This window comes from Pseudomonas sp. 3A(2025), assembly GCF_054589175.1.
In genome coordinates this window covers 16,118-40,060 of the sequence record NZ_BAAILM010000015.1, presented here as the reverse complement: position 1 = coordinate 40,060, position 23,943 = coordinate 16,118, and the positions used below count along the sequence as shown (strand labels likewise).

22 protein-coding genes are annotated in these 23,943 nt (G+C 63.8%); 13 read left to right on the top strand and 9 right to left on the bottom strand.

The annotated features are described in order from the left end of the window. The first annotated feature begins 596 nt into the window (after positions 1 to 596). Positions 597 to 848 carry a type II toxin-antitoxin system HicA family toxin gene (locus tag ACYP2A_RS05175; protein ID WP_459743361.1) on the top strand — a complete coding sequence of 84 codons (252 nt, stop codon included), beginning with the start codon at positions 597 to 599 and terminating at the stop codon, positions 846 to 848. Continuing rightward, positions 845 to 1,186, top strand: a complete 342-nt coding sequence (locus ACYP2A_RS05170; RefSeq protein WP_459743359.1) for a type II toxin-antitoxin system HicB family antitoxin — start codon at positions 845 to 847, stop codon at positions 1,184 to 1,186. The genes ACYP2A_RS05175 and ACYP2A_RS05170 overlap by 4 nt, the downstream gene beginning before the upstream one ends. A gap of 14 nt (positions 1,187 to 1,200) precedes the next feature. On the opposite strand, the gene ACYP2A_RS05165 is transcribed toward ACYP2A_RS05170, so the two are convergent. From ACYP2A_RS05165 to ACYP2A_RS05145, 5 genes are read right to left on the bottom strand one after another with little or no spacing between them, the layout of a single operon-like run. After that, positions 1,201 to 2,289 carry an LLM class flavin-dependent oxidoreductase gene (locus ACYP2A_RS05165; RefSeq protein WP_459743358.1) on the bottom strand — a complete coding sequence of 363 codons (1,089 nt, stop codon included), beginning with the start codon at positions 2,287 to 2,289 and terminating at the stop codon, positions 1,201 to 1,203. 20 nt (positions 2,290 to 2,309) lie between these two features. Beyond that, a complete protein-coding gene (locus ACYP2A_RS05160) occupies positions 2,310 to 4,919 on the bottom strand; it encodes a TonB-dependent receptor (protein ID WP_459743356.1) in 2,610 nt (869 codons plus the stop codon). A gap of 40 nt (positions 4,920 to 4,959) precedes the next feature. Further along, positions 4,960 to 6,537 carry an ABC transporter substrate-binding protein gene (locus tag ACYP2A_RS05155; RefSeq protein WP_459743354.1) on the bottom strand — a complete coding sequence of 526 codons (1,578 nt, stop codon included), beginning with the start codon at positions 6,535 to 6,537 and terminating at the stop codon, positions 4,960 to 4,962. A gap of 26 nt (positions 6,538 to 6,563) precedes the next feature. Continuing rightward, positions 6,564 to 7,760 carry an LLM class flavin-dependent oxidoreductase gene (locus ACYP2A_RS05150; RefSeq protein ID WP_459743352.1) on the bottom strand — a complete coding sequence of 399 codons (1,197 nt, stop codon included), beginning with the start codon at positions 7,758 to 7,760 and terminating at the stop codon, positions 6,564 to 6,566. 36 nt (positions 7,761 to 7,796) lie between these two features. Then, positions 7,797 to 9,026: a lipase family protein gene (locus ACYP2A_RS05145; RefSeq protein ID WP_459743351.1), complete on the bottom strand. Its 1,230-nt coding sequence runs from the start codon at positions 9,024 to 9,026 to the stop codon at positions 7,797 to 7,799. Positions 9,027 to 9,364: 338 nt separating this feature from the next. Between ACYP2A_RS05145 and ACYP2A_RS05140 the strand changes: the two genes are divergently transcribed. Beyond that, positions 9,365 to 10,429 (top strand): sigma-54 interaction domain-containing protein, encoded by a 1,065-nt coding sequence (locus tag ACYP2A_RS05140; RefSeq protein WP_459743350.1) that lies wholly within the window; start codon positions 9,365 to 9,367, stop codon positions 10,427 to 10,429. Between the two features lie 6 nt (positions 10,430 to 10,435). Here the strand turns inward: ACYP2A_RS05140 and tatC are convergent, their stop codons facing one another. From tatC to tatA, 3 genes are read right to left on the bottom strand one after another with little or no spacing between them, the layout of a single operon-like run. Next, positions 10,436 to 11,170, bottom strand: a complete 735-nt coding sequence (gene tatC / locus ACYP2A_RS05135) for a twin-arginine translocase subunit TatC (RefSeq protein ID WP_459743348.1) — start codon at positions 11,168 to 11,170, stop codon at positions 10,436 to 10,438. After that, a complete protein-coding gene (tatB, locus tag ACYP2A_RS05130) occupies positions 11,167 to 11,475 on the bottom strand; it encodes a Sec-independent protein translocase protein TatB (RefSeq protein WP_459743346.1) in 309 nt (102 codons plus the stop codon). The genes tatC and tatB overlap by 4 nt, the downstream gene beginning before the upstream one ends. Then, on the bottom strand, positions 11,475 to 11,702 hold the full coding sequence (gene tatA / locus ACYP2A_RS05125; RefSeq protein WP_459743344.1) for a twin-arginine translocase TatA/TatE family subunit: 228 nt from the start codon (positions 11,700 to 11,702) through the stop codon (positions 11,475 to 11,477). Before tatA ends, tatB begins: the two co-directional genes overlap by 1 nt. A gap of 162 nt (positions 11,703 to 11,864) precedes the next feature. Between tatA and ACYP2A_RS05120 the strand changes: the two genes are divergently transcribed. After that, positions 11,865 to 12,752: a type II secretion system protein GspK gene (locus ACYP2A_RS05120; RefSeq protein WP_459743342.1), complete on the top strand. Its 888-nt coding sequence runs from the start codon at positions 11,865 to 11,867 to the stop codon at positions 12,750 to 12,752. Between the two features lie 290 nt (positions 12,753 to 13,042). On the opposite strand, the gene ACYP2A_RS05115 is transcribed toward ACYP2A_RS05120, so the two are convergent. Beyond that, positions 13,043 to 15,082, bottom strand: coding sequence for a PhoX family protein (locus ACYP2A_RS05115; protein ID WP_459743341.1), 2,040 nt, complete (start codon positions 15,080 to 15,082; stop codon positions 13,043 to 13,045). A gap of 269 nt (positions 15,083 to 15,351) precedes the next feature. Here ACYP2A_RS05115 and ACYP2A_RS05110 point away from each other — a divergent pair, with 269 nt between their 5' ends. From ACYP2A_RS05110 to ACYP2A_RS05070, 9 genes are read left to right on the top strand one after another with little or no spacing between them, the layout of a single operon-like run. Further along, positions 15,352 to 17,016, top strand: coding sequence for a bifunctional UDP-sugar hydrolase/5'-nucleotidase (locus tag ACYP2A_RS05110; protein ID WP_459743339.1), 1,665 nt, complete (start codon positions 15,352 to 15,354; stop codon positions 17,014 to 17,016). A 5-nt stretch (positions 17,017 to 17,021) separates the two neighbouring features. Then, on the top strand, positions 17,022 to 17,450 hold the full coding sequence (locus ACYP2A_RS05105) for a pilus assembly protein PilZ (protein WP_459743367.1): 429 nt from the start codon (positions 17,022 to 17,024) through the stop codon (positions 17,448 to 17,450). Between the two features lie 56 nt (positions 17,451 to 17,506). After that, positions 17,507 to 19,417 carry a type II secretion system secretin GspD gene (gene gspD, locus ACYP2A_RS05100; RefSeq protein WP_459743365.1) on the top strand — a complete coding sequence of 637 codons (1,911 nt, stop codon included), beginning with the start codon at positions 17,507 to 17,509 and terminating at the stop codon, positions 19,415 to 19,417. A 5-nt stretch (positions 19,418 to 19,422) separates the two neighbouring features. Continuing rightward, positions 19,423 to 20,871: a GspE/PulE family protein gene (locus ACYP2A_RS05095; RefSeq protein WP_459743363.1), complete on the top strand. Its 1,449-nt coding sequence runs from the start codon at positions 19,423 to 19,425 to the stop codon at positions 20,869 to 20,871. 3 nt (positions 20,872 to 20,874) lie between these two features. Next, positions 20,875 to 22,077 carry a type II secretion system inner membrane protein GspF gene (gene gspF / locus ACYP2A_RS05090; RefSeq protein ID WP_459743337.1) on the top strand — a complete coding sequence of 401 codons (1,203 nt, stop codon included), beginning with the start codon at positions 20,875 to 20,877 and terminating at the stop codon, positions 22,075 to 22,077. 16 nt (positions 22,078 to 22,093) lie between these two features. After that, positions 22,094 to 22,525, top strand: a complete 432-nt coding sequence (gene gspG, locus ACYP2A_RS05085) for a type II secretion system major pseudopilin GspG (RefSeq protein WP_459743335.1) — start codon at positions 22,094 to 22,096, stop codon at positions 22,523 to 22,525. Positions 22,526 to 22,527: 2 nt separating this feature from the next. Next, positions 22,528 to 22,965: a type II secretion system minor pseudopilin GspH gene (gene gspH, locus ACYP2A_RS05080; RefSeq protein ID WP_459743333.1), complete on the top strand. Its 438-nt coding sequence runs from the start codon at positions 22,528 to 22,530 to the stop codon at positions 22,963 to 22,965. A gap of 6 nt (positions 22,966 to 22,971) precedes the next feature. Continuing rightward, on the top strand, positions 22,972 to 23,343 hold the full coding sequence (locus tag ACYP2A_RS05075; RefSeq protein ID WP_459743332.1) for a type II secretion system protein: 372 nt from the start codon (positions 22,972 to 22,974) through the stop codon (positions 23,341 to 23,343). Next, a complete protein-coding gene (locus ACYP2A_RS05070) occupies positions 23,340 to 23,930 on the top strand; it encodes a type II secretion system protein (protein WP_459743330.1) in 591 nt (196 codons plus the stop codon). Before ACYP2A_RS05075 ends, ACYP2A_RS05070 begins: the two co-directional genes overlap by 4 nt. The last annotated feature ends 13 nt before the right edge of the window (positions 23,931 to 23,943 follow it).

The window sequence follows — 23,943 nt, the reverse complement described above, 5'->3', positions numbered from 1 at the left end:
TGCAGACCTGCGTCGCTGCGCTCCGACTGCCTGTCCAAATGGACGTGGATCAGGTGTCCAAATGAGCATGGAACGAGTGTCCAAATGGTAGCGGTCTGAGTGTCCAAGTGGCGTGGAATGCGCACAGAGCCCCCTCCTACAGGTCCCATGTTTGCTGCGCGACAGCGCGGCGCCATGGCGACGGGCGATCTCTCATCAAACATAAAATAACTTATTGATTTTATTAAATTTAAAAAACTGATGTAGGAGGCAGCTCTGCTGGCGATTGAGCGCGAAGCGCTCACGGAAATCGTCGAAACGCTGCAAATCTACGACTGCTACGCAGCCGATCGCGATCGGTCCGGCATTCCGGCAGAGCTCCCTCCTACAGGTCCCATGTTTGCTGCGCGACAGCGCGGCGCCAAGGCGGCGAGTGATCTCCTACAGATTCGGCGCCAGACGAAATGTCTGGCGAAAACCGGCTTAACTGATCGGCATTAGGCGCTGTGCCTGGCTTTCAGATGCATCCTACAACCTGTGACGTAAGCGCCTGATCCAAAGCCAAGGTTGCCTTGCTTTACTCTTGCGACTAAATTTAGTCGCTTGAAAGGGGCAATATGTCCAGACATGCCAAGCTGCTGGCGAAGCTGCTGAACCTGCACGATGGGTTCACCTGGCCTGAGTTGGTTACTTTGCTCAAGGGGTTCGGATATCGCTTGATAGACGGTGATGGCAGCCGGGTCAAATTCGATAACGGCAACCCGCAGGCAATGATCAACCTGCACAAGCCACACCCAGGTAATGAACTGAAGGCCTATATCAAGCGACAGGTCATTGAGCGCCTGAAAGCTGGAGGATTGATTCTATGAACACGCTATTACAGCACCGGGGTTATTACGGCTCTATCGAGGTCAGCCCTGAGGACAATTGTCTGTTCGGCAAGCTTCAGTTCATTCGGGCTTTGGTCAGCTACGAGGGTGAAACAGTCGCCGGGCTGACGGAGTCTTTCAGAGAGGCCGTTAACGATTACCTTGCGACGTGCGCATCACTTGGACAAACCCCGGAAGTTTCCTGCAAGGGATCTTTTAACGTCAGAGTAGGGCACGACCTGCACCTGGCGGCCAGTATTGCCGCCAGTCAGCAGAATGTGTCCCTGAACGATCTGACCCGCAAAGCGCTTAGCCAGTATCTGGGGCACCGCTCGTAGGAGTGGTTCCCGGTTTATGAGGCCCGCTGCAACGCCCGTCGCCGCGCTTCTTCCCTCACCGCCGGAATGATCCAGCGGCCGTAATCCACGGTGTCGTACAGCGGGTCATAGCCCCTGTTCAGGAACGTCGTCACCCCAAGGTCAACATAATCGAGCAACGCTTCTGCGACGGTTTCCGGTGTGCCGACCAGTGCGGTGGTGTCGCCGTAGGCGCCGACCGCGCTGGCGGTGGGCATCCACAGGGCGCGGTCGTGACGGTCGCCGGCGGCGGCTGCGGCGAGCAGGCGTTCGCTGCCGGTGCCTTTGGTGCGGTTGCGCCACGGGCTGCCTTCGGCGAACTGTGGGTTGGCCTTGATCTGCGCCAGAATCTGCTCGGCGCGTTGCCAGGCGAGGTCCTCGGTGGCGCCCAGAATCAGCCGCACCGACAGGCTGACCCGTGGCGCCGGCTTGCCTTGTGCGCTGGCGGCGGCGCGCAGTTTGCCGATTTGTTCGGCCACGCCGCTCAGCGGCTCACCCCACAGCGCGTACAGGTCGGCGTGTCTGACCGCGATCTGGTAGGCGATGTCGGATGAGCCGCCAAACGAGATCGGAATATGCGGTTGTTGCACGGGTTTGACCGGCGAAAACGCGCCCTGGATCTTGAAGTACTGGCCGTCGAAATCGAACGGCTGCTCTTCGGTCCACAGGCGACGAACGATTTCCAGATACTCGTCGGCGCGCTTGTAGCGCTCGGTCTTGTCGGCGAGAAAGTCGCCTTCCTGCGGTTCGGCGGTAATCCCGGTAATCGCATGCAGGCGCAAGCGGCCGCCGCCGGTGGTGTGGTCGAGCGTGGCAAACGCGCGGGCGGCCACGGTCGGCGCGGTCAGGCCCGGACGGTGGGCAATCATGAAGCCCAGGCGTTCGGTCTGCGAGGCGGCATAGGCGGCCACTTGCAGGCTGTCGGCGCTGCCCGGCGCGCTGGCGATCAGCACCCGGTCAAAGCCTGCCTGTTCGTGGGCGCGGGCGTGATGGCTGATAAACGGCAGGTCAAAACCTGCGGTACGCTGGCCGTGGGTTTCGGACCACTGGCGCGGGAAAATCATCCCGACGAATTCGATCGACATGCGGTGCTCCCTGGAAAAAATCAGAACTGGTAATCGACCTGGGCCAGCACGGTGCGGCCCTGCATCGGTTGCAGAAAGGTGTTGGTGGAACCGGCCAGGCCACTGACGAAGTTCAGCTCGTCGGTGAGGTTGAGCACCCGCAGCGTGGTGCTCCAGGTCGGCTGGCGGTAGTAAATGGCCAGATCCAGGTTGTATTCGTTGGGGATCTGCACGGTCTTGCTCAGGTTCAGGTACCACTGGCTGGTCCACCAGCCGGACAGCTCGGCACCAAAGCCGTTGTCGAAGCGGTAATCAACAAAGCCACTGGCGGTGTACTCGGGAATCTGCACCGCATCGAACTTTCCGGACGGGCGCTGGTTGAACGCGTTGTTGTCGCCGAACACTGTGCCGTTGTCGGGCACAAAGCCTGCCGAGGCAAAGCCTGCCTGCGAGGTGAATTCGTTGTAGGCCTTGAGTTTCGACAGGTTGATGCCAGTGCGCAGGTGGTCGGTGGGCTGGTAGCGAATGGTCGATTCGACGCCCTTGATGATCAGCCGGGCGATGTTGTTATTGCTGTCGGGCGACTGATCGCGCTCCTGCTTGAAGCCGGCCAGCGAGAAGAACAGTGTGTCGGGGATCGCGTCGATTTTCAGGCCGACTTCATGCAGCACCGAGAGGCTCTTGAACTGCAACGGGTTGAGCAGGTTGGCACCCGCGCCGCTGCCCCAGCCGATACCGTTTGAGAAGAAGCCGGTATTGACTGCCAGCGAGCGGTCGAAGGTGTAGTACAGCGTGCTGTTGTCGGTGGGCTTGATGTACGGGCTGACCTGCACCGAGAACAGCCGGTAGTTGTCGCTGTCCTTGCGCTGGCTGGCGCCGGGCAGGGCGAACGGGTTTTCGATGCGGGCATCGATCCAGCTGCGGCTGGCGCCGATGTTCAGGCCCACGCGCTCGTTGAAACGCAGGTTGTGTTGGCTGAACAGGGTCTTGGTGGTCCACACGCTGTCGGCGGTGTAGGGTGCCACCGATTCGGCGTACAGGCCGTGGCCTGCCGGGTACATGGCCGGCAGGTTCAGGTAGCCGTAATAGTCAGAAAATTGCGCCATGCCGGGCTGACCGATCCAGGCACCTTCGCCGCCGGCCGGGTTACTGCCGGTCAGGCCGAGCAGGTCGCCGGGGTTCTTGGTCGAGGTGTCCTGAGTCAGGTCGTAGGCGTAGATATTGCCGCCAAAGCTGTTGTTGGCGGCAATCGACTGGTTGGACTCGCGGCGGTAGATCAGCCCGCTGTTGCTGTCGTCGACCACCTTGATGCCGAACAGCTCGCCTTCGTTGCGCCAGCGAAACTCGAAGCGGTTGTCGAAGATGTTGTCCTTGGACTGCACGTTGAACGAGCCCACCGCATCGGTGATGTCGTTGGAGCGTTCGTAGAACGTGCTGTTGGCTAGGGTGATGTCCGGCGTCAGGTCCCATTCGGCGCGCAACTGGGTGATGAAGCGCCGCGAGCTGCTCTCGTCTTCGGCGCGCTGGCTGGTCTGCGACGACAGCGACGTCAGCTCGTTGCCGGCCAGGTTCGGATCGTAGACCCAGCCGCGCACGCTGCCTGGGCTGGCCTGGGTGTTGGGCGATGCGCTCTGGAAACTGTTGTTGACCACGGTGTACTGGCCCTGGGCGTTGCGCTGGCGCTGCACCCAGCCGGTAACCGGTGCATTGGCAGCGCCCGATTGCAGCACCGGTGACCACAGTGTGTTGCCGTTCTGGATGATCGGCGTGGCGCGGCCGGCGTAGTACTTGCCGTGGTCCACCAGGTCCTGGGTGGCGCGGTTCCAGCCGTGGGTGATGTTGTAGTCGTAATAGTCGTCGTAGCTGGCGTTCCAGTTGACCCGCACGCCGTCGCCGCGCCAGGCGAAGGCGCCGTAGAAGGCGTTGAAATTGTTGTCGACGTTGTCGTAGTAATCCTGGTTGCGCTGCTGGGTCATGCTGAAACGATAGGCCAGACTGTCGGACAGGGGACCGGTGGTGTCGACGCTGTATTTGCCCGAGCCGCGTGACGTCGCGCCGGGGTTCCAGCCGCCCAGTTCGGCGCTGATGCGGGTACGCTGTTCGTCGAAGTCGGGCTTCTTGCTCAGGTAGTTCACATAGCCGCCGCTGCCGGTCACCGAGCCGTAGGTGACCGACGAGGGGCCGGCGACGATGTCGGCGCCTTCGATGCCGTTGAAATTGGCCGGATGCCGCACCGCATAGCCGCGCTGGCCATCATGAAACACCTCGGAACCCTGACCACGAAACTGCGGCGCCAGCCCCGAGTTCTGGCCGCCGCCACGGGTGATGCCCGGTGCGTATTTGACCAGGTCGTCACTGCTGCGGATCGGATCCCTGGCCAGTTGTTCGGCGTTGACCTGGCTGACCGAGCGCGGTGTGTCCAGCACACTGGCCTGCAAGCCGCCATACACCGACGTCGGTGGGCGCACTGGCACGATGGCGGTGTCGGGGTCGGCTTTCTTTTCAGCCTCGACGGTGACCACGTTCAGGGTCGGCGTGCTGCCCTGTTCGGTGTCGGCCCAGGCCAGCATCGAGAGTTGCGCGAGTACGACAACCGACAGCAGGTTGCGGGTAAAGCCCGCCACGTCGGGGGATAAGGCAATTGCAGGCATTGAGATTCTCCGTGTCCTACGGGCGCGGTGTGCAGGGGATTCAGGTTTTGGTGTTCAGCCACAGGTTGTCGAAGCGCCAGGTGCTGAACTGGGTGTGTTCGGGGCCGGCGCCGCCGACCTGGCGGGTGAAGCCGTCGAGCTGGTCGGTGTAGCCCCAGATCAGCATGCCGCCACGCTCGTACTGGATACGCTGCAACTGATGAACCAGCGCTGTGCGCTTGGCGAGGTCCGGCTGGGCCATGGCCTGCTGAAACAGGCGGCTGAATTCGGGGTCCTGAAACTGGGTCTTGTTCGATACGGCAAACGGCGCGTCGGTATGAATGGCGCTGGCCAGAAACGGCGCGCCGATGCTGCCGCCGGTGCTCAGCGGCCATTCGGTTTTCTGCGGGCCCTGGAAGGTCGGCAGGTCGACCTGCTTGACCCTCAACGTCACCCCGGCTTCGCGAGCTTGTTCGGCCAGCACCAGGGCGGCCGACAAGCCGCTGCCGGGCGTGGTCACCAGCTCGACGTCGAGGTGTTCGTGGCCGGCTTCCTTGAGCAGCCGGCGCGCCGTTGCAATGTCGAACGCACGTGCCGGAAGGCTGTGGTCGAACGTCGGGTCGCTGGGCGAATACAGGTCGTTGGCGACCCGGCCCTGACCGTTGAGCGCACGCTTGACCAGGTTGTCGCGGTTGGCCAGCAGGCGGAAGGCCTGGCGCACGCGCGGGTCGTCGAACGGCGGCTTGGCGGTGTTCATGTCGAACGACAGCCAGTTGCCGGTCACCGAGGTCACCAGTTTGATGCGCGGGTCGCGGTTGAGCACATCGAGCTGTTCGCTGGGCATGCCGTTGGCCATGTCGATCTGGCCTGCGCGCAGCGCGGCCAGGCGTGAAATCTGGTCCTTGAAATCGATGATTTCCAGCTCGTCGGCGTACGGTTTGCCGGGCTTGAAGTAGTTCTCGAAGCGGGTGAACACCGAGCGCTGGCCGGGGGTAAAACTCTTGAGCTTGTAAGGCCCGGCACCGACCGGGTTGGTTACCGGGTGGTAATCGACCGGCACGATGCCGCCAAAGTTGACCCAGGTTTCGGCCAGCGGGAAATAACTGCGCCCGTCGCGAAAGCTCAGGCGGATGGTGCGCTTGTCGAGCTTGACCAGGTTGTCGCGGTCGACCCAGTGCAGCAAGGCGGCGTACGGAGAAGCCAGTTCCGGGTCGGTGAGGCGGCGCACCGAGAAGATCAGGTCGTCGGCATCGATGGTCTTGCCGTGGTGGAATTCCAGGTCCTGGCGCAGGCGCAGGGTCCAGGTCTTCGCGTCCGGGCTGACCTCGGTTTCCTCGGCCAGTGCCAGCCGTGGCTGCATGTTTTCGTCCCACTCCCAGAGCTTGCTGTACAGCGCAAAGCCGCGCACCACGCCGCTGCCGACCGGCTTGTGGGCATCGAGGTTGCCGCTCTGGTTGCCGTCCAGAATACCCAGGCGCAAGCGGCCGCCGTACTGCGGCTGACCGTTTGTTTGCGTACCGCTTTTGGCTTGAGAACCGGCGTCACAGCCGCTGAGCAAGCCGCTGCTTCCCAGCATCAGGCCCGCGCCGAGCAGGGCGGAGTTGTTGAGCAAATGTCGGCGGCTGATCGGGTGGTCCATGCCTGTTCTTCCTTAACGTTCTGGCTTCAGTTCGCGCTGACCGCGTGCAGGGGCGCCACGCTGGCCGAGCTTTTCACCAGGGCGGCACGCTCGTGCTTGAAGTGCGGCAGGATGTGCTGGCCCAGTCGATAGGCTTCTTCGAGGTGCGGGTAACCGGCGAGGAAGAACAGCTCCAGGCCCAGCGCGTTGTATTCGCGGATGCGTGCCACGACGTTGTCGTAGCTGCCCACCAGCGCACAGCCCGGCGGCACGCCGATGTAGCCGAAGCCGGCCCAGACGTTGGGGTAGATGAAGAAGTCGTCGTACGGCTTGATGTCTTCGCGCTGGCCGAATTCTTCTTCGTAGCTGAGCTTGCGCGCGGTGCGCAGGCCGGCGTGGGCGGCCACCGCCTTGGCGGCGCCGCGCCGGATGCCGTCGTCGAAGAAGCGCTTGGCTTCGGCGTGAGCGGCTTCTTCGGTCTCGCGGGTGATGACATCGATCGACAGGCCGAAGCGAATGTCATGCCGGCCATGCTTGAGCGCCCGCTCACGCACATCACTGATCAGGGCTGCGATCTGCTCGGGGTGTTCGGCGCGCATCAGGTAATAGTCGGCGTGTCTGGCGGCGAATTCACGCGCGGCAATCGAGGAGCCAGCGGTGCAGATGACCGGTAGCTCGGCCTTGTTCAGCGGATGGCGCAGGCCACCGCCTTCGGCGCTGTAGTACTTGCCCTGATAGTGGAAGTTCTGGTTGTGCCAGTAGCCTTTGACCACATCGAGAAATTCGCTGGCGCGGTCATAGCGCTCATCGTGGCTGCTGAAGTCGCCGACCTGCCGCTGCATCGCGTCCGAGCCGCCGTTGATGATGTTCCACACCAGGCGGTTGCCGGTGGCGCGCTGGTAGGTCGCCGACTGCTGCACTGCGACCCACGGGGTGTAGTGGTAAGGCTGAAAGGCGGTGACGAATTTCAGCGTGCGGGTTTCACGCGCCAGCAGCGAGCACACCGTCCATGGCTCTTCGCCGCTGGGCGCGTTGACCATCAGCACGCCGCCGAATTTGTTGATCTCGTTGGCGCGGGCGATCTGGCCGAGGTAATCGATGTAGGTGAACGGGTCACCGACCTCGAAATCCGACACGGCGCCGGTGCCATCGCTCGGGCCCCAGTCGCCACGGTTACGCGGGTCGCCCGGCAGGTATTGGGTTTCGCCATGCAGCGGCAGGCGGCTGAAGAACTCGATGCTCATGATGATGTTCCCGAAATGAAATGAAGGCCCGCTCGATCAACCGGCGGTGGGTGCGCACACCGGCGTGATCGGCTGGTCGGCGATCACTTTTTTCGCAAACGGAATCGAGTCCTTCAGCGAGGCATTCACCGTTTCGCTGTGGCCCAGGCCCTTGTACAGGTGGCCTTCGACCACGGAGCCGGCGTCGCAGGCGTCCTTCATCAGCTTGAGCTGGGTCTCGGCGGCCGGGGTCTTGTCCTCGGCGCCGGTTCCGATGAAGATCGGCTGCGCCAGCTTGAGGGTCGGGTAGGCGATCTGGTCCTGCCAAGGCTTGAGCCTGGCGCCATCGTTATCCTTGCGCGCCTGCGCCGGTGTCAGGCCCAGCGCCAGCACATCGCTGGTCAGGGAGGCCAGGCAACTGGTGCGCGCCTGTTCGAACAGCGGCAGGGCGCGGTCGGTGTAATGGTCTTTAGGGTCGATGCCCGGGTCGTATTGCTGCGCGGCAAGCAGGGTGTAGAAACCATAGGTCAGTGCGGCGTCGACCTTGGTCTGGTCCTGATTGCCGACGCTTCTGGTGCCCACGGTGTAGATCACCCCGGTACCGACGCTGCCTTTCACGCCCAGGTCCGGCGCATAGGTGGCGGCATAAGCGCCTGCGGCAAAGGCACCGGCGCCGCCTTGCGACTGGCCGACGATCAGCACTTTGTTGGCCAGGCCCGGTACCGATTTCGTCACCGCACGGGCGGCGTCGAGGATGCCGTAGGCGGCGGTGCGTGCGTTCAGCAGCGGATGCCCGCCGGGTACGCCCAGGCCCTGATAGTCGGTGGCGACGATGGCGAAACCTTCACTCAGCCAGCGCGCCAGGTACTGCACGTCGCGGTACGAACGGCCACTCCACGACGGTGCGCAGATGTCGGCCACGCCCACGGTGCCGTGACCCCAGCTGACCACCGGCCAGCCGCCGGCCGGTGGCGTGCCCTTGGGAATGAACAGCGCGCCGGAGACCACGATTGGCGTCTTGCCGTCGATGCCGCTCAGCGAGCTGTAGAGAATCCGTTGCTGCGAGGCGGCACCCGGCAGGCTCAGGGTGGCGTCCAGCGGCTCGCTGCGCAGCAGTTTGCCGGGCGTGGCCGGAATCACCTCTTCCCAGGTGTAGAACGCCGAGACCCGGCCGTCGCCTTGCAACGGGTCCGGCTTGGGCGCATGCACGCCGTCGGCCAGGGCATTCATCGAGATCGCCACGGCCAGGGCCGCGAACGAGTGCTTGAGGGTGGTGGACAACGTCATCGGGTTTTCCTTGTGCGACAGGTTCGCGAACGGGTGCCGGACGAAACCGGCTTGCAGGCAGCAGAGCAGGTTGTATGCCATGCCGTGCAAATTGCGCTGCAGCCCTTGTGCGCCGGGGCTGTGGATAAACCCGGCGGGTGCTTGAGGTGTTGCCTGGGACGCAGCCCGATGCTGACCCCAGAGCAGTCGCTGCTGACCGGTTGCTGCTGGAGCAGCAATGCACTGTGTCTGATTTCTACATATTCATTTCGGGAATAAACAAATGCCAATTAACAATTAATTGGACTATTGGTTTTCATGTAAAGATGGCGTCGCGCTTCCACTGCCAGGTATGCACCATGTCGCTGCTGACCCATCCTCACGCCCGAGAACTGACCAAGTCCGTGCGCGCCACCGTGCTGGTGTTCAAGGACCCCCGCTCGCAGGAATTGCTCAGCCGCATCGAGCGCCTGGCGCCCAGCGAAGCCAACACCCTGATCGTTGGCGAAACCGGTACGGGCAAGGAACTGGTGGCCCGGCATATCCATCACCTGAGCCGTCGCGGGCGCGAGTCCTTCGTGGCGGTCAACTGCGGCGCGTTTGCTGAATCGCTGGTCGAAAGCGAGTTGTTCGGGCACGAGAAGGGCGCGTTCACCGGTGCGACCAACAGCAAGGCCGGCTGGTTCGAGGCGGCCAATGGCGGCACGCTGTTTCTCGATGAAATCGGTGACTTGCCGCTGAACATGCAGGTCAAGCTGCTGCGCGTGTTGCAAGAGCGCGAAGTGGTGCGCCTGGGCTCACGCACGCCGATTCCGATCAATGTGCGGCTGGTGGCAGCGACCAACGTCAACCTGGCCGATGCCGTGGTGGCCGGGCATTTCCGTGAAGACCTGTTCTATCGCCTGCACGTGGCAACCATCCGCCTGCCGCCATTGCGCGAGCGGCCGGGGGACATTCTGCCGCTGGCGGAATTTTTCATCGGCGAGCACTGCCAGCGCCTGGGCTACAACCGCGCCTCGCTGAGCGTCGACAGCGAGCGCAAGCTGCTGCAACACAGCTGGCCGGGCAATATTCGCGAGCTGGAAAACGCCATTCACCACGCCCTGTTGGTGTGCCGCAACGAGGTGGTCCAGCCGGTCGACCTGCACCTGGTCGACATGCGTTCTTCGGGGATTCGTCAGGAAGAAGCAGTGCAGGCCGCCGCGCGCCCGCTGGCACCGCCGGCCAATCTGGAAAGCGCGTTGATCGGTCTGTTCGAGAAGAATGTTCCGGATTTGTACGAGCACATCGAAGAGACGCTGTTTCGTACCGCCTACCGGTTCTGCCACGGCAACCAGTTGCAGACCGGTCGCCTGTTGGGCATCAGCCGCAACATCGTGCGTGCGCGGCTGGAGAAGATCGGCGAACTGGCAAAAACCGAATAACCCGCGTTACGGTCGTTGCCGGGCCACCATCCGGCTGGCGACCAGACCCACCTCGAACAACAGCCACATCGGCACTGCCAGCATGGTCTGCGAGAACACATCCGGCGGGGTCAGGATCATGCCGACCACAAAGCAGCCGACGATCACATACGAACGGCTCTTGCTCAGGGTTTGCACATCGATCATGCCCGCCCAGACCACCAGAAAGGTCGCCACCGGAATCTGGAAGGCCAGGCCGAACGCCAGAAACAGCGCCAGGATGAAGTCCAGGTACAGCGCAATGTCGGTCATCATCTCCACGCCCTCGGGCGTCACGCTGGCGAAGAAGCCGAACATCATCGGGAACACCAGAAAGAACGCGAAGGCCATGCCGGCATAGAACAGCGTCACGCTGGCGATCAGTAGCGCGATGGCGACGCGCCGTTCAGTGCGATACACCGCCGGTGCGACCATGCCCCAGACCTGATGCAGAATCAGCGGCATGGCCACGAACAGCGCCAGCATCAACGTCAGTTTGATGGGGGCCATGAACGGTGACGTCACGCTGGTGGCGATCATGCTCGCGCCCGCTGGCAAAAAGGCGCGCAGCGGTGCGGAGATCGCGGTGTACAGCGGCTGGGCAAACGGAAACAGGCCGACAAACAGCACGACCATGGCCAGCAGGCAGCGCAGCAGGCGGTTGCGCAATTGGCGCAGGTGACCGACAACGGCGATGGGCGCGTGATGTTCCAGGGCGTTCATGGGGCAGTTTGTCCGTGGCTGGTCGATGCTGTGCTGACGGGGGCTGTGTTCACGGGCTTGTCGAGCTGGATGCCTGCGCGCAGCTCTTGCTCGAGTTTCAGCAGCGGCTGCTGATCAAGTTCTTTGCGCAGGTGCTCGGCATCCAGTTCGCGCTCCATCTGCTGCTTGATGCCGCTGAGCGCGCGCTTGGTCTGGCCCATCCAGCGCCCGGCGGTAGCGGCTGCCTTGGGCAGGCGTTCCGGGCCCAGTACCAGCAACGCCACGGTGCCGACCAGCAGCAATTCGGTAAAGCCGATCTCGAACATCAGTGCTTGCTTTCGGTGTGTGGCTGGGCGGTGTGGCTGGCGTCGTTCAGGCTGGTTTTGTGCGCCAGATGATCGTCGGCCTTAGGCTCGTCGGTGCCCATCGAGGTGCGAAAGCCCTTGATGGTTTCACCCAGGTCCGAGCCCAGCGTGCGCAGGCGCTTGGTGCCAAATAGCAGAAACACCAGGACAAGCACGATCAGCAGTTGCCAGATTCCGATACCACCCATGAAAAAGCACTCCAGGTCATTGATTTGAAAAACGAACACGCATCTTGCCGAGCACATGTGACGACCCTGTGACGTTTTTGCGTGGTTTTCATGAGCCTGTTACCCGGCTGCAACATTACCGGTGTTGACTGTGGGTCTTTGGGTAAGAAACAGGTGGGGGTCATGGGCCGACGTCAACAACAAGGCGCCGCGTTGCTGATGGTGCTGGTGGCCCTGGCGATGCTCGCAGGCGGCCTGACCTGGCTGACGGCGCAGGGCCGTCAGCAGGTCGAGGGTGTGCGTCTGCTGCAGCAGCGTATTCAGGCGCGGGCGGTGGAAAAAGCCGCGCTGGCGTTTACCGAACAGGCGCTGCAAGACCCGCTGTGGCGCGCCAGCCCGATGTTCTGGCAAGCCCTGCGCGGCCAGCCGTTGAGCTATGACTTTGCCGGTGGAAAGTCGAGCATTCGCATTGTCGATTTGCACACCTGTTTCAACGTCAACAGCCTGGTCGGCCCGCACGCCGAGCGGGCGCGCCAGCAGTTGCTGCACTTGCTCGGCGACGACATGGCCGCCGAGCGCCTGGTCGACAGCCTGATCGACGGGCTGGAGGGGCATCGGCCGATGGTCGATGTCAGTGAAATCAACCTGCTGCCGCACGCCATGCCGCGTGCGCGGCAATCACTGTGCGCCTTGCCGGAAAGCGAAGGCTGGCAGCTCAATGCCAATGCGCTGAACCTGGATCACCTGCCGCTGCTCGACGCCCTTTACCTGGGCGAGATTGCGCGCGCGCAACTCACCCGCCTGATCACCGGCCGCCCGCCGGGCGGCTACAAGGACGCCAGCGACCTGCGCAGCGCCATGGGCGCGATGGACGACGAAGCGTTTGCCCGTTTGAGCGAAGGGTTGCTGCTCAATGGCGATCATTTTCTGCTGCAGATCGAAACCACACTGGACGGCCAGGCGTTTCGCAGCCAGTACCGGGTACAGGCACGCGGGGTGGTGAAATGGCATGCACGAGTGCCGGCGCAGCAGATGGTGGTGCGGGGGCGGGAGGTGGGGTTGCAGGATTGATCGGGCCGTGCTCGTAGGACCGTAGGACTAATGCCGATCAGTTAGGCTTCGACACGCACTTGTAGGAGGCAGCTCTGCTGGCGATTGAGCGCGAAGCGCTCACAGAAATCGTCGAAACGCTGCAAATCTACTGGTCGAGCATGAGGAGGATTACTCGCTGTGGGGCACGACCTGGACGTGAGGTCATCCCGTAGGAGCTGCTTCAGCAGCGAAAGCACCAACGCAAATTGCGGCGTCTGTTTCCCGGCTAAAGCCGGTCCTACGAGAGACGTGTGGGTTCTACAAGAGGCTTAAACCCCCAGATCACCACCATCGGCACGCTGAATCACCACGGTGGATGCCCGTGGCCGTACGGTGCCGACGGTGACGTCGGTGGCAACGTCGGTCGATGGCCAGTTACCCGGGTGCTGGATGTTGATGAACATGGTCTTGTTGTCCGGGGTGAAGGTCACGCCGGTCACTTCACAGTCGTTGGGGCCGACGAAGAAGCGGCGCAGGTCGGCCTGGTTGCTGGCGTTGACCGGAACCTGCTTGCCGGCGGCGTCGACCATGTTGCTCGGGATCACGGCCAGCATCTGGTCGTTGGTGTAGCTGGTGAGGGTCGACTCGCCGTTGTCGGTCTGAATCCACAAAATGCCACGGCTGTCGAAGGTCATGCCGTCCGGGCTGGCGAACTGGTTGAGTTCGGTCAGGCCGGAGCGGTTGAGGTCGGCGGTACCGGCCGCGTTGGCACCGAAGACGAAGATGTCCCAGGTGAACGAGGTCTGGTTGTCGGCGTCATGCCAGCGAATGACGTGGCCGTGCTTGTTGTTGACGCGCGGGTTGGCCGCGTTGGCCACGGTGCGGCTGGTGTTGTTGGTCAGCGTCAGGTACACGTCGCCATTGACCGGGTTGACCGCTGTCCATTCCGGGCGGTCCATCGGCGTTGCGCCAACGGCATCGGCCGCGCCACGGGTGTTGAGGATGATGCCCGGCAGGTCGGTGAACTTGGCGCCCAGGGTGCTGCCGTCGGTGGTCGCGGTGGCGGCTTCCAGCAGCAACCAGGTGCCGGTGCCGTCGGCATTGAAGCGGGCCACGTACAGCTTGCCGCTGTCCATGTACTTGGCGCCGGTGGCCAGACGGTCGCTCGGGTTGGCGTCGGCAGCGGTCCACAGTGCGGTAGAGACGAACTTGTAGAGGTATTCGTTCTGCGAGTCGTCGCCCATGTAGAACACTACCGGCTTGCCTTCGGTCAGCAGGCCTGGCCAGCAACCTTCGTGGCGGAAACGACCCAGGGCCGTGCGCTTGGTGGCGGTGGTGGTGGCGCTGTACGGGTCGATTTCGACGATGTAGCCATAGGTGCTGGCTTCGTTGCGATAGTCGTCGGTGGCGCTGGCGCCGCGCGGGGTGATGTTGAAACGGCCGAACTCGTCGTTGACCTCGCTGCTGTCGCCAGCGGCGGTTTCCCAGCTGTAGTTGGTGCTGCCGGTGGCCACGCCGATGCGCTTCTGGTCAGCCGGCACGGTGCCCTTGTTGACGAAGATGCCTGGCCAGTTTTCTTCACAGGTCAGGTAAGTGCCCCATGGCGTGTAGCCGTTGCCGCAGTTGTTGTTGGTGCCGCGAGTGCGGGTGCCGTCCGGCGAGAACTTGGTCTTGACGTGGTCGGTGCCCTTGAGGGGACCTGCGATGTTCATCACCGAGTCGGTGGTCAGGCGGCGGTTGAGCGGGTCGTTGTCGACGATCTGCCAGCGGCTGCCGACCTTGCGTACACGGAATACGCCGGCACCGTGGGCGTTGATTTCCTTGCGTACTTCTTCGACCGGGCGTTTGCCGCTGACGGTGGTCGGGCCATTGGGGTGCAGGGCCTTGGCATCGATGTACTCGTAGTTGAGGGCGATGATGCCTTCGGTCGAGCTGCCATTGATGGGGAAGTAATGAATGCCGTCGTGGTGCATGCCAGCCGCGTTGGCCTGGTCTTTGGAGCTGTTGGTGCCGTCGCTTTTCCAGGCGCTGGCGTTGGTGTTGAACGGCGTGCCCCATGGGGCCAGTACGTGGGCGACATAACCGGCTGCCACGACGCAGGCATCGGTACGCGAACCCGGAATCGAGTTGAAGCCCAGTTTGAGTTTCGGCACTTCAGGGGTTGGCGTCGGGGTGGCCGGCTCGTCGTCATCGGAGCCACCACCGCTGTCGAAGCAGCCGGTCAGGCCGGTACCGGCAATCAGCGCGATCGCGGCACCCAGGCCACCGCGCACCACACTGCGACGGCTCAGGAAGGTGTCGATGACCGATTCCATCGGTTCGTTGACGCTCAGGTTGCGGTTCAGGTTATCGCCGGTGTCACGACTCATTCATCAGGTCCTTTTTATGAAAACAGGAATAAGTAAGGAGCCGCGAACTCTAAGAGCCAAGTGTGATGGTTTCTTGGCAGTTTGGTTAAGTTGTGTCATCGGACGAACGGTGTTTGTTTCAATTTGTTTCAGTGGCGATACCTCTTTGCGCATTTACTCCGGCAGGTGCTTGTGCATGGCGGTTGGGTTGCAAAACTGCCATCAAACTGTCATTTGCCATCGCCAATATGCCGCCCCTGTACTGATCACAGTCCCTGGGTGCGTAAACAATGGTTTCGATGGTGCGACGCGATGTATTGGGGTGGATGACGGTCGGCGCGATGGCGCCGTGGCTGTCGGCCTGCTCGACGCTGGCCGGACCTTCGGGCAGCGCGGCGCTCTCGGGCAGCGGCGCTCAGGTCGATCTGTTGTATGTCGCCGATACCCTCGACGCACGCCAGCCGGGCAAGCCCGTGGTGCCGGCCACCCGTCTGGGACCGGCCACGCGCATCGGCCAGGCGCCGTGGATCAGTGGCGCCGACGCTCGCGCCGCCAACCCCGGCAATCGCACCCTCGACCCGTTTCTCGACGCCAGCCTGACCGGCCCGCTGCAAACCGGCGGCTACCCGGTGCTGGGCGCCTTGTTGCGACGCATGCGCCTTGAAGCCGGTGAGGGCAACAGCCTGACCCTGGAGAACGGCCAGTGCTGGAACGGCAGCGGCCTGGCGTATCTGAGCCAGGGCTTGTCGGGCGTGCAGGGCAGTGCACTGCTGGGTACCGAAGTGCGGGTCAGCAGCGACGAACGCCTGCTCTGGCCGCAAGCGTGCACCGGCCTTTACCGCCAGTTTCAGCACCCGGTGCTGGGCGCCGGCCTTGGCAGTGAACTGGCTCAGCGCCTCGGCACTCAGGCCGTGACCTTTTTCAAACGTGGTGGCGTGCGCATCGCGGTGGTCGGCGTTACCGACCCTTATGCCCGCGATCAGAAAGCTTCTCTCAAACAATGGCTCGACAGTCTGCAACCGGCCTTCGAACAGGCGCGCAACGAGGCCGATCTGGTGATTGCCCTGGCCGATGTCGGCACCGGCCCCAGCCTCTGGCTGGCCGAACGGGTCAGTCAGATCGACATCGTGCTCAGCGCTCGTGGCCAGGATTTCTGGCCGCAGCCGATCGAAGCCTTGCAGGCCTCGGGCAAACGGGTACCGGTGGTACTGGGCGGTGTGCGGGCCAGCGGTGCGTTTCGGATTCGTTGCCAGGCGGTGGCCGGCCATTGGCAGTTTGCCGCGCAGTTTCAACCGGCGCTGGCCAGTGCATTGAGCGCTGACGAACAGGCCGAAGCGCAGCGCATTCGTCAGATCGCCCAGCAGCAACGCGCTGCGCATGCCGGCTGGCTCGACCAGCCACTGGCGCGGGCGCCGGAAAACCTCTGGCGCCGTGATGTGCGCGGTGCCAGCTGGGACCGCCTGGTGCATCAGGCGCTCGCTGTACAGCCAGACAGCGCAGTGCTGCTGCCGGGCCTGCGTTATGACTTTCCGCTGGAGCGCGGGCAGACGATTACCCGTGAGCACTTGCTCAGCCTGACCGGCAGCTACCCGGCGCCGGTGGTCGATGTCGCGGCCAGGCAAGTGCCCAACGTGCTGGAAAACGCCGCTGAGCAGTTGTTCGGCGAGCCGTTGCTGCTGGACAACAGCCAGGATTTGCCACGCTGGTTCGGTCACAACTGGCAGGTGACCTACAGCGCCAGCGGCAAGCGCACCAGTGGCGTGGGCGAGCCGGCCGGGCAATGCCGCACCTTCGGTCTGGGCTTCGAGGCGCAGGCCGGCCAGCCGCTGTGGCAGCACCTGGAGCAATGGCTGCGCGAACAGCCTGAAGGCTGGCAACTGGCGAACCTGCCGCTGCCGCAGATGCGCTATGTGCAGGGCCATCCCGGCTGGCACCCGCGTGAGCTGGTCAGTTGAACCGTTTGGCCGGGCTCACCGGATTGAGCCATCTGCTGCTGGTCGCCCTGTGCGGCTGGCTGGCGGCGCAATGCGTGGTGCAGCTCTGGCATGGCCGTACGCCTGCGGCTGTTGCGCCGGCTGCACTGGCGCCGCTGCCGCAATTGCTCGGCGCGCACTGGCACCGGGAGGCGGTGAATACCGGCGAGTTGCCGCTGACCCGCCTGCCCATCGAATACATCGGCAGCCTCAAGGCCCGCGACCTGGCGGCCACGGTGGTGGTGCTGCGCTATGAGCAACGCCAGCGCACCTTGAGCCGCGGCCAGCGCCTGGCGCCCGGCATCGTGTTGCAGGACATCGACGAGCGCGGCCTGATCTTCGACAACCACGGCCAGCGCGAGCGTCTGCCGTGGCCGGCACAACGTCCACCCTTCGGCATCCGGCAACAGGGATAAGCATGATCAACCATCGCTGCAAGCAAGCATTGCGTCTCGTATTGGTGCTGTGTGCCATGAACCTGGGTGGCGTGTACGCCGAAGAAGACCCGGTGTACGAGGTCAATTTCGTTGATACCGAACTGTCCGAGTTCATCGACAGCGTGTCACGCATCACCAACACCACCTTCATCATTGATCCTCGGGTCAAGGGCAAGGTCACGGTGCGCAGCATCGAGATGCTCGGCAGCGACGAGATCTACGCGATCTTTCTGTCGCAGTTGCGTGCTCAGGGTTTTGCCGCGGTAGACCTGCCCAACGGCAGCGTGAAGATCGTCCCCGATGAAGCGGCGCGGCTGGAGCCGGTGCCGGTGGAATCAGGCCGCAGCAGTGCGCAATCGAAAGCCGGGCAGACCAATGACGGCATGGCCACCCGCGTGTTCAACGTGCGCAATGCCGCCAGCGAACAGATGCTCAATATCCTCAAGCCGCTCATCGACCCGCGCGTCGGCGTGATCACGCCGTACCCGTCGGCCAATCTGCTGGTGATCACCGACTGGCGCAGCAACCTCGACCGCATCGACAAACTGCTCGGGCAGCTCGATCAGGTCAGCCAGGAGCCGCTGGAAGTCATGCCGCTGAAGAACGCCAGCGCCAACGACACGGCGTTATTGATGACCCGCCTGCTGGCCCGCGAGCAGGGCGCCGACAGTGCGCAGGTGGTTGCCGACCCGCGCAGCAACGCCTTGCTGGTGCGCGGCAGCACCGACAGCCGTCAGCGTGTGCGCGCCTTGCTCAGCCAACTGGATAAACCACGCGATGCGCTGCACAGCAGCAACACCGTGGTGATTTATTTGCGCCATGCCAATGCCGCCGAGGTGGTCAAGGTGCTGCGCGGCCTGGGTCAGGAACAGGCCGCCACGCCACCGGGCACCGCCGCAGAGGGCGAGAAACCGGTGATGGTCAGCACCAGCGGCGTGCGCATGGAATATGAAGAAGGCACCAATGCGGTGGTGATGGTCGGCCCCGACAGCGAGCTGGCCGCCTACCGCAGCATCGTCGAGCAACTGGACATTCGCCGTGCGCAGGTGGTGGTCGAGGCGATCATTGCCGAAGTGTCCGACACCCGTGTGCAAGAGCTGGGCGTGCAGTGGCTGTTTCAGCACGACAGCCTTGGTGGCGGCGCTTTCAACTTTCCCGGCAGCAATGCGCCGAGTGTCGCGGCGGTCGGAGCACTGGCGCAAAACAGCGATACCGGCGCGCTGGCCGAACTGCTGTCAGGCGTACAGGGCGCCACCGCCGGGATCGGCAACCTCAGTGGCGGCGGCCTGAATTTTCTCGCACTGATCAATGCGCTCAAGGGCCAGAGCGGCTTCAACCTGCTGTCGACCCCGACCCTGCTGACCCTGGACAACGCCGAGGCGTCGATTCTGGTCGGCCAGGAAGTGCCGTTCGTGACCGGTTCCGTAACCCAGAACAACGCCAACCCGTACCAGACCATCGAGCGCAAGGAAGTCGGGGTGAAGCTGCGCATCAAGCCGCAGATCAATATCGACAACACCGTGCGCATGGACATCGTCCAGGAAGTTTCCTCGATTGCCGACAGCGCCTCGGCCAGCGACGTGATCACCAACAAGCGCGAGATCAAGACCAAGGTCATGGTCGCCGACAACGGCCTGGTGGTCCTCGGCGGCCTGATCGGCGACGAGAGCACCGACAGCGACCAGCGCGTGCCGTTTCTGGGCGACATTCCCGGTGTCGGCCGACTGTTTCGCTCCAACGCCTCGCAACGGGTCAAACAGAACCTGATGGTGTTTATCCGTCCGCGCATCGTGCGTGACGACCAGACCCTGGCACAGTTGAGCAGCGAGAAATACCGCAACCTCAAGACCAGCACTAATCTGGCATTGCCGGAGCAGAACGCCGGTGAAACCCTGCTGCAACTGTTCCCTTCCAGCCGCGAGCGGCTGGGTCAGGCGGTATGGTGAGTGGTTTGCTGCCCTATCGCCTGGCCCGCCAGGCCGGCGTGGCGCGGGTGCCGGCCGAGCACGGCTGGCAGCTGTGGCTGCGCACTGGCGCTGACACCGATCTGGTGCAGGAGGTGCTGCGCGTGCATGGCCGGCCGCTGACGGTCGAGCATTTGAGTGCCGCCGATTACGACAGCCGCCTGGGTGTTCTGTATCAGGCCGGCGAGTCGGCCACCGCCGCATTGATCGAAGGCATTGGTGAACGGGTCGATCTCGACAGCCTGATGAGCGAACTGCCGAAGATCGAAGACCTGCTGGAAAACGACAACGACGCGCCGGTGATCCGCTTGATCAACGGCCTGTTCGGCGAGGCGCTGCGTTTGCAGGCCTCGGACATTCATGTTGAAACCTTCGAGGCCAGCCTGGTGATCCGCCTGCGCGTCGATGGTCATTTGCGCGAAGTGCTGCGCCCGCCGCGTGCGCTGTCGGCGATGCTGGTGTCGCGGATCAAAGTCATGGCGCGCCTCGACATCGCCGAAAAGCGCCAGCCGCAGGACGGCCGGATTACCCTGCGCGCTGCCGGGCGTGAAGTGGACATTCGCGTGTCGACCCTGCCGGGTATTCATGGCGAGCGGGTGGTGATGCGCGTGCTCGACAAACAGGCCAGCCTGCTGAACCTGGCCAACCTCGGCATGCCCGACGCGGTGCAGCGCGGTTTGCGGGCCTGCCTGGCGCGGCCCAACGGTATCGTGCTGAGCACCGGGCCGACCGGTTCCGGCAAGACCACCACGCTGTACGCTAGCCTTAACAGCCTCAACGATGGCTCGTGCAACATCCTCACCGTCGAAGACCCGGTGGAATACGCGATTACCGGCATCGGCCAGACTGCAATCAATCCCAAGGCGGGACTGACGTTTGCCAGCGGCTTGCGGGCGATTTTGCGCCAGGACCCGGACGTGATCATGCTCGGCGAAATCCGTGACCGCGAGACCGCGCAGATCGCCGTGCAGGCCAGCCTGACTGGACACCTGGTGCTCTCGACGCTGCACACCAACAGCGCCGTCGGTGCGGTGACGCGCCTGCGCGACATGGGCGTCGAGCCGTTTCTGATTGCCTCCAGCCTCAAGGGCGTGCTGGCCCAGCGGCTGGTGCGGCGCTTGTGTTCGTGCGCTAAACCGCAACCGTTGCAGCCCGCCGAGCGGGCGCTGTGGCCGGAGTTGGGTGAACTGAGCGAAAGCTTTCATGCACAAGGCTGCGAGCGTTGCCAGGGCAGCGGTTACGAAGGGCGTATCGGCCTGTATGAATTTATCGAACTGGACGACGGGCTGATCCGCCTGCTGTACGACGGCGCCAGCGAAGTGGCGATGCACGACTACCTCAAGGACAAGCGCCAGAGCCTGGCCGACATGGCCTGCGAGTGCCTGCGCCGTGGCGAGACCAGCCTGGCTGAAGTGCTGCGTGCGGTGCGGGGCTGATCGATGCCGACCTATGTGTATCAGGCCCTGGATCAGGCCGGGCGCACCCGCAAGGCCAGCCTGCAAGCCGAGAACGAACGGCATGCGCGACAACTGCTGCGCGAGCAAGGGCTGTTCGCCCGCAGCTTGCAGGTGCAAGACCGCGCCACGCGCATGCCGCGCAGCCAGCGCCTGAATCACGCCCAGTTATGTGAACTGACCCGGCAACTGGCAACGCTGTCCAGCGCCGGCATTCCGCTGGTCGATGCCCTGGCGACGCTGGAGCGGCAGCTGGCGCAGCCGGCGATTCGCAATCTGTTGGTGGCGGTGCGCGGCGCCCTAGGTGAAGGCCATAGCCTGGCGCAGAGCCTGCGTCGTCAGGGCGGGCTGTTCGATGATTTGTACTGCGCGCTGGTCGAAGCCGGCGAGCGTTCCGGCAAGCTGGCGCCGGTGCTGGAGCGGCTGGCCGACCATCTTGAGCAAGTACAGCGCCAGCGGCACAAGGCGCGCACCGCGATGATTTACCCGGCGGTATTGATGCTGGTGTCGCTGGCGGTGGTCATCGGTTTGATGACCTTTGTGGTGCCCAAACTCACCGAGCAGTTCAGCCACAGCGGGCAGACCTTGCCGCTGGTGACGCGGGTACTGATTGGCCTGAGTGACGGATTGTTGTTGATCGGGCCCTGGCTGTTGGGCCTGCTGGTGCTGGCCAGCCTCGGTGCCGGCGCCCTGCTGCGCAAGGCGCATTGGCGACTGCGGCGTGACCGGGCGCTGCTGGGCTGGCCGAAAGTCGGCGCGCTGCTGAGCGTGCTCGAAAGTGCGCGGCTGGCGCGCAGCCTGGCGATTCTGGCCGGCAGCGGCGTGCCGTTGCTGGAAGCCTTGCAGGTGGCCACCGCCACGGTCGGCAACCGCGAGGTGCATCGCGCCCTGCAAACCGTGCGCGAGCAGGTCGAGGGCGGCGTCAGCCTGCACCGCGCCTTGAGCGGCGCCGGGCATTTCCCGCCGCTGCTGCTCAACATGGTGGCCAGCGGCGAGGCCAGCGGCACCTTGCCCGACATGCTTGAGCGGGTCGCCGATAACCAGGAGCGCGGTTTCACCCGTCAGGTGGACACGCTGATGGCCTTGTTCGAACCCCTGATGATTCTGGTGATGGGCGCGGTGGTGTTGTTCATTGTGCTCGCGGTGCTGCTGCCGATCATGCAGCTCAACCAGGGTCTGTCTTTCTGATATGGAGAAGCGATCTATGCCTCGTTTGCGCAACCAGCGCGGTTTCACCCTGATGGAAATCATGGTGGTGATTTTCATCATTGGCCTGTTGATCGCCGTGGTCGCGCCCAGCGTGCTCGGCAATCAGGACAAGGCCATGCGCCAGAAGGTGCTGGCCGACCTGTCGACCCTGGAACAGGCGCTGGACATGTACCGCCTCGACAACCTGCGCTACCCGACGTCCGAGCAAGGGCTGGGCGCGCTGGTCAAGGCGCCGAGCGCCGAACCGCTGGCCCGTGCCTGGCGCGCCGATGGCTACATTCGCCGGCTGCCGGATGATCCGTGGGGCAACGCGTACCGCTACCGCGCGCCGGGTGAGCACGGGCGCATCGATATCTATTCGCTGGGCGCCGATGGCGTCGACGGCGGCGAAGGCACCGACAGCGACATTGGTAACTGGAGCCTCTGACGGTGAAGCGCGCGCGGGGCTTTTCGCTGCTCGAATTGCTGGTGGTGATGCTCATCATCGGCCTGTTCAGCGGCCTGAGCGTGGCCTGGCTGAACGGCGGGCAGACGCCGGCGGTGCAGGCGCTGGAACAACTGGCCGCACGCGCACAACAGCACGCCGCGCAGGCCCGGCACAGCGGGCAATTGCTGGGGTTGCGCTGGACCGGCAAGCAGCCGGAGTTCGTGCGCTTCGAGCAACAACAGTGGGTGGCCGAGCCCTGGCGCGCCGAGCCGTGGCCCGCGCAGGTGACGGCCAACTGGCCGGCCTCGCGCACGCCGCAGGTGATCTTTACCCCCAGCGGTGTGGCGAACGCAGTGAATCTGGAATGGCAATGGGCCGAAGGGCACCAGCGTTGGCAGTGGTTGAGCGATAACCGCTTGGTGCGTCGCGATGTGCCGTAAATGCGCATGAACCGGCAACGCGGTTTCACTCTGCTGGAGGTCATGGTGGCGCTGGGCATCGCCGCGATGATGACGGTGATGGTCAGCCAGTTGCTGCGCCAGCGCATCGCGGTGCATCAGGCGGTGCAGCAGCATCGGCTTGGCAGTCTGTGTGCCCGAGAGCTGGAGGCGCGTTTTGCTGTCGAGCAGTACTGGCCGCCGGGCAAGCAGGTGCGGGGCGAGTTGCGGCAGGGGCACAACACTTGCCATTGGCGAATGGACCTGGCGATGACCCGCGGGGTGAAGAACCTGCGACGTGGCGAGCTGGCGTTGTTTGCCGCCCGTGACGAGCGTGAGCCGCTGGGGCACTTCACGGTGTTTCTGGTGCGTCCGCAATGACTGCCCGTCAGCGTGGCCTGACCCTGATCGAGTTGTTGGTGGCGCTGGCCCTGACCGCCGTGCTTGGCGTGTTGCTGGCGGCACTGGTCAACGGTTGGGTCAATGTGCGTGAACGCCTCGACGATCAGGATAAAGAGCCGCCTGTGCTGGAGTTCTGCCTGGCGCTGGAGCGGCGTTTCGACAGCTTGGTGTTGCGCCAGGTACATGAGCAGCGTTTGCCGCTGTCGCTCCGGTGGCTGGACTGGCAACCCTCGCTCAGCCAGCTGGACTGGGTCGCGCTGACGGCCTGGCCCGAGGCCGGCAGCCCCTCGCGGCTGGAGCGTCAACGTTTGCTATTCGAGGCCCGTGAGCGGCGCTTGAGCCTGGCGACGTCGGCTGATTTAAATGCGGTCGGCATGCCGCACTGGCAACGCCGCGAGCAACTCGACGAGGTGAGCCAGGTGCAATTGAGTTTTTATCAGGGCAATCGCTGGCTGGCGTTTCCCTCCACCGTTGCCAGCTTGCCGACCCTTGGGGTGCGGCTGGAATTCGCGTATCACGGAGCCCCTTATGTGTGCACTTTCAACCTGCCCGATACCCGGCCATGAGCGTGGGGGCTTT

Coding starts and splice junctions, on each gene's coding strand:
- ACYP2A_RS05175 (WP_459743361.1), top strand. CDS start 597: ATGTCCAGACATGCCAAGCTGCTGGCGAAGCTGCTGAACCTGCACGAT.
- ACYP2A_RS05170 (WP_459743359.1), top strand. CDS start 845: ATGAACACGCTATTACAGCACCGGGGTTATTACGGCTCTATCGAGGTC.
- ACYP2A_RS05165 (WP_459743358.1), bottom strand. CDS start 2,289: ATGTCGATCGAATTCGTCGGGATGATTTTCCCGCGCCAGTGGTCCGAA.
- ACYP2A_RS05160 (WP_459743356.1), bottom strand. CDS start 4,919: ATGCCTGCAATTGCCTTATCCCCCGACGTGGCGGGCTTTACCCGCAAC.
- ACYP2A_RS05155 (WP_459743354.1), bottom strand. CDS start 6,537: ATGGACCACCCGATCAGCCGCCGACATTTGCTCAACAACTCCGCCCTG.
- ACYP2A_RS05150 (WP_459743352.1), bottom strand. CDS start 7,760: ATGAGCATCGAGTTCTTCAGCCGCCTGCCGCTGCATGGCGAAACCCAA.
- ACYP2A_RS05145 (WP_459743351.1), bottom strand. CDS start 9,026: ATGACGTTGTCCACCACCCTCAAGCACTCGTTCGCGGCCCTGGCCGTG.
- ACYP2A_RS05140 (WP_459743350.1), top strand. CDS start 9,365: ATGTCGCTGCTGACCCATCCTCACGCCCGAGAACTGACCAAGTCCGTG.
- tatC (WP_459743348.1), bottom strand. CDS start 11,170: ATGAACGCCCTGGAACATCACGCGCCCATCGCCGTTGTCGGTCACCTG.
- tatB (WP_459743346.1), bottom strand. CDS start 11,475: ATGTTCGAGATCGGCTTTACCGAATTGCTGCTGGTCGGCACCGTGGCG.
- tatA (WP_459743344.1), bottom strand. CDS start 11,702: ATGGGTGGTATCGGAATCTGGCAACTGCTGATCGTGCTTGTCCTGGTG.
- ACYP2A_RS05120 (WP_459743342.1), top strand. CDS start 11,865: ATGGGCCGACGTCAACAACAAGGCGCCGCGTTGCTGATGGTGCTGGTG.
- ACYP2A_RS05115 (WP_459743341.1), bottom strand. CDS start 15,082: ATGAGTCGTGACACCGGCGATAACCTGAACCGCAACCTGAGCGTCAAC.
- ACYP2A_RS05110 (WP_459743339.1), top strand. CDS start 15,352: ATGGTTTCGATGGTGCGACGCGATGTATTGGGGTGGATGACGGTCGGC.
- gspD (WP_459743365.1), top strand. CDS start 17,507: ATGAACCTGGGTGGCGTGTACGCCGAAGAAGACCCGGTGTACGAGGTC.
- gspF (WP_459743337.1), top strand. CDS start 20,875: ATGCCGACCTATGTGTATCAGGCCCTGGATCAGGCCGGGCGCACCCGC.
- gspG (WP_459743335.1), top strand. CDS start 22,094: ATGCCTCGTTTGCGCAACCAGCGCGGTTTCACCCTGATGGAAATCATG.
- ACYP2A_RS05075 (WP_459743332.1), top strand. CDS start 22,972: ATGAACCGGCAACGCGGTTTCACTCTGCTGGAGGTCATGGTGGCGCTG.
- ACYP2A_RS05070 (WP_459743330.1), top strand. CDS start 23,340: ATGACTGCCCGTCAGCGTGGCCTGACCCTGATCGAGTTGTTGGTGGCG.